The organism is Streptomyces sp. CO7, assembly GCF_053474865.1.
Map to the genome: position 1 here is coordinate 340,379 of NZ_JBRIOU010000006.1, position 4,422 is coordinate 344,800.

Annotated in this window: 2 protein-coding genes and 1 pseudogene; all 3 read right to left on the minus strand. The window is 74.9% G+C overall.

The window, feature by feature from the left end:
* Positions 1 to 58: 58 nt before the first annotated feature.
* Positions 59 to 1,321 carry a PP2C family protein-serine/threonine phosphatase gene (locus ACOV8S_RS23080; protein ID WP_448320132.1) on the minus strand — a complete coding sequence of 421 codons (1,263 nt, stop codon included), beginning with the start codon at positions 1,319 to 1,321 and terminating at the stop codon, positions 59 to 61.
* A 274-nt stretch (positions 1,322 to 1,595) separates the two neighbouring features.
* Positions 1,596 to 3,842, minus strand: coding sequence for a molybdopterin-dependent oxidoreductase (locus ACOV8S_RS23085; RefSeq protein ID WP_448319947.1), 2,247 nt, complete (start codon positions 3,840 to 3,842; stop codon positions 1,596 to 1,598).
* 105 nt (positions 3,843 to 3,947) lie between these two features.
* Positions 3,948 to 4,422: pseudogene (locus ACOV8S_RS23090) on the minus strand (LLM class F420-dependent oxidoreductase); the annotation flags it as partial.

The window sequence follows — 4,422 nt, forward strand, 5'->3', positions numbered from 1 at the left end:
GTCCTCGACGACGCCGGAGCCCGGAGGGCCGGCCGGCCGGCTCGTGCCCTGGGCCGGCTCAGTCGTCCGGCGGCAGGCGCAGGGCGAGGATGGCCAGGTCGTCGCGGCCGTCGCTGGGGTGGTGGTCCGCGAGCGCGTGCACCAGGTCGTCCACCGGCAGGGCGGCGTGGGTGCTCGCGAGCTCCAGCAGGGCGTCCAGTCCCTCGTCGATGGCGTGGGCGGGGTGCTCGACCAGGCCGTCGGTGAAGAAGACGACGGTGGCTCCCGGCGGCAGCCTCCTGCGGTGGTCCGGGCGGTCCATGCCCGGGTCCACGCCCAGCGGCAGGCCCGGCTCGTGCAGCAGGTACTCCGCCTGCCCGTCGGGCCGGATCACCAGGGGCGGATAGTGGCCGGCCACGCACCAGTGGAGGTCCCATTCCCGCCCGGCCGGCTCGACCCGCGCCACCAGCACGGTGGTCACCGGCTGGGTGGTGCCGGCGGCCACCGTGACGTCGAGCTGGCGCAGGACGTCGCTGGGCGGGGTGCGGCGGTCGTAGAACAGCGCCCGCAGCATGTTGCGGATCTGGGACATCGTGGCGGCCGCGGGCAGGTCGTGGCCGTAGACGTCGCCGATGACGATGCCCAGCGCGCCGTCCGGCAGCCGCATCGCGTCGTACCAGTCGCCGCCCAGGTGGTTGGGCTCCTCGGCGGGGCGGTAGACGGTGGCGGCGGAGAAGGGGCTGAGATCGGGCAGGGTCGGGAGCAGGAGGCGCTGGAACGTCTCGGCGCTGTCGCGGACCTGCTCGAAGAGGCGGGCGCTCTCGATGGCGATGCCGGCCGCGCTGGCCAGGGCGACCAGCACCTCCTCGTCCTCGCTCTCGAAGGGTTGCCCGTCGGTGCGTTCGGCGAGGTAGAGGTCGCCGTAGATCTCGCCGCGGACGCTGATGGCGACGCCGAGCAGGCTGCGCATGTGGGGGTGGCCGGGCGGATAGCCGACCGAGGCGGGATGGCCGGCGATGTCCGCCAGCCGCAGCGGTTCCGGGTTCTGGATGAGCAGGCCCAGGACACCCTCGCCGTGCGGGAACTCGATGCCCGCCAGCGCCTGGTACTCCTGCTCGTCGAGACCGACGGTGATGAACTGGTCGAGGCTCGTGCCCTCCTCGTCGAGCACGCCGAGCGCGCCGTAGTGGGCGCCGCAGAGCTCCATCGCGGTGGAGACGATGCGCCGCAGGACCTCGTCGAGCTCGAGCTCGCCGGTGATGGCGAGCACCGCGTCCAGCAGTCCCTGGAGCCGGTTCTTGGTGGAGGCGAGGGCCCGCAGATGCCGGGCGATCTCGTCCATCTCGGAGTCGAGGCGCTTGCGCAGGTCGGCAAAGGGTACCGCGCCACCCTGCGGCTGATCGCTCACCGCGCCCGCCTCCCGGTCCCGGTGCGCCCGCGGGAGCGTTGCCGGCAACCATGTGCCCGTGTCGCGCGGTGCACCCCGCCTCCTGTTCCGGCCGTGGACGAACGGCTTCCACCCTCGCACGGGAGGCGAGGGGCGGCCCGTCCGGTTGGTCCGATCGCGGACGGGCCGCATGCGGGGAGGGCCGGCGGGCGGCCGGCCGACGGGCCGGTCAGCCGGCGGGCGAGAGGGTGACGGGGAATCCGTTGAGGACGGCGGTGCCGGAGAGCGGGTCGAGCAGGGTGCCGTCGAGGAGCTGGTTGACGTTGGCGCCGGGGTCGGCGGAGGCGTGGCGGGTGCGGGTGCCGGGCCGGTCGTGCCCCCAGCCGTGCGGCAGGCTGACCACGCCGCGGCGTACGGCGTCGGTGAGCTCGGCGGGCGCGGTGACCTCGCCGCCGGCTCCCTTGACGCGGACCGCCTGCCCGTCGGCGATGCCGTACAGGGCCGCGTCCTCGGGGTGGACGTGCAGGGTGCAGCGGTTGGATCCGCCGGTGAGGGCGGGGAGGTTGTGCATCCAGCTGTTGTTGGAGCGCAGGTGCCGCCGCCCGACCAGCAGCATCCCGTCGGGGCGGTGGCCGAGGGCCTGCCGCAGCCGGGGCAGGTCGCCGGCGATCGGCTCCGGCAGCAGTTCGATCCGTCCGGTGCGGGTCCGCAGCACCTCGGGGATCCTCGGACGCAGCGGTCCGAGGTCGATGCCGTGGGGGTGGTCGAGCAGCTCGCCCAGCCGGAGCCCGTCGGGGCGGGCTCCGAAGCCCTCGCCGTAGGGGCCGAGGCGCAGCATCAGGTCCAGGCGGCGTTCGCAGCCGTCGGCGCCGGTGAGCTCGGCGGCGAGTTCCTCCGGGTCGCGGCCGTGCACCGGGGAGTGCGGGTCCCGCACGGCGTGGCCGAGGGTCCTGGAGATCACCGTGGCGTCGACCGTCGCCGGGTCGGCCGCGGGCGCGCCGCTCACCGCGAGGACCAGGCGGGCGAAGATCTCGCTCTCGGCCATGCGTCCGGCCTCGAGGGGCACCGCGGGGCGGGTGTAGCGCACCTGGTTGCGCACCGCGAGGCTGTTGAAGGCGAAGTCGTGGTGCGGGCTCTGGGCGGGCGGCGGGGGCGGCAGCACCACGTGGGCGTGCCGGGAGGTCTCGTTGAGGTAGGGGTCGACGCTCACCATGAAGTCGAGGGAGGCGAGCGCCCGGTCGAGCCGGTCCCCGTCGGGCGCGGAGAGGACCGGGTTGGCCGCGGAGACGACCAGGGCGCGGATCGGCTCGCCCTCGTCGGTGGGGGTGTCGATCTCCTCCGCGAGGGCGGCCAGCGGAAGTTCGCCCTTGGCCTCGGGGTGCCGCGCGACCCGCGAGTGGCGGCGGCCCAGGGTGAAGCCCCGGCCCGGCCCCGCGGGCCGGGGCGCCCGCGCGGTGGCGGCCAGCGGGAACATCAGGCCGCCGGGGCGGTCGAGGTTGCCGGTCAGGACCGCGAGCACGTCGACCAGCCAGCTGGCGAGGGTGCCGTGCGGCACGGTGCAGCTGCCGACGCGTCCGTAGACGGCGGCGGCCGGCGCGGCGGCCAGTTCGCGGGCCAGCGAGCGCACCTCCGCGGGCTCCACGTCGCACACGGCGGCGACCGCCTCGGGGGTGAACTCCCTCAGTGCCTCGGGCAGTCGGTCGAGGCCGTCGAGGTGCGGCGCGAGGTCGCCGGTGTCCACCAGGTCCTCCGCGAACAGCACGTGCGCCATGGCGGCGAGCAGCAGCGCGTCGGTGCCGGGGCGGATCGCCACGTGACGGTCGGCGAGCGCGGCGGTGCGGGTGCGGCGCGGGTCGATCACGGTGAGGGTGCCGCCCCGCCGCCGCAGGGCCTTGAGGCGACCGGGGAAGTCGGGGGCGGTGCACAGGCTGCCGTTGGACTCCAGGGGGTTGGCCCCGACGATCAGCAGGTGGTCGGTGCGGTCCAGGTCGGGGACGGGGATGGCGTCGGGGTCGCCGTAGAGCAGTCCGCAGGAGACGTGCTTGGGCATCTGGTCGACCGTGGAGGCGGTGAAGAGGTTGCGGGTGCCCAGCGCGCCCAGCAGCAGCCGCGGGTAGAGGGCGCCTGCCATGGTGTGCACGGTGGGATTGCCGAGCACGATGCCGACGGCCTCGCCCCCGTGCCGTTCCAGGACCGGGGCCATGCCCTCGGCGACGGCGGCGAACGCCTCCTCCCAGGTGGCCTCGCGCAGCACGCCGTCCCGGCGCACGAGGGGGGCGCGCAGCCGGTCGGGGTCGCCGTCGAGCTGACCGAAGGCCGCGCCCTTGGGGCAGACGAAGCCCTGGCTGAACACGTCCTCACGGTCGCCCCGGGCACCGGTGACCCGGCTGCCCTCCACGGTGAGCACGAGTCCGCAGGTGGCCTCGCACAGCGGGCAGATCCGCAGCGCTGTACGGGAGTTGCTGACCTCGGACATGGTTTCCTCCCGCACGGCGACGACGACCGGGCCGAGCATACCGACCGGTACGCCTGTTCGGGAGAGGGTCGCCGCGGCGGCTTCCGCCGGGCCTCCCGGGCACGGTCACCTCTCGGCGCGGCGCACCGCCTCGACCACCGGGGCGAAGACGTCGGTGTACGGGCCGTGCACCGTGTAGTGGGTGAACCCGAACCGGTCGCGGTTGCGGAGGATCTGCCCGGCGATCTCGTCCACCGAGCCGATGAGGACGTGCGGGGCCTCCAGCAGCTCCTCGAGGGTCATCGCGGGGCCGAACCGTGTCAGCACCTCCTCGGCCGCGCCGGCCCGGTCGTCGGTCACCAGCACCATCTGGACCAGGACGTGCAGTTCGAGGTCTGCGGCCCGCTCCCCGGCACAGGCCCGGATGAAGGCCACCCGCTCCTCGGTCTCGGCCGCGGAACCGATGCGGAAGGCGCCGGGCGGACGGCCCTTGATCTGGTAGGCGCCGGCCACGCTGACCACGTCGGCGTGGCGGGCGGCGATCCGCAGGATCCGGTCGCCGGTGCCGCCGACGATCAGCGGCGGCCCCCACCCCCCGAAG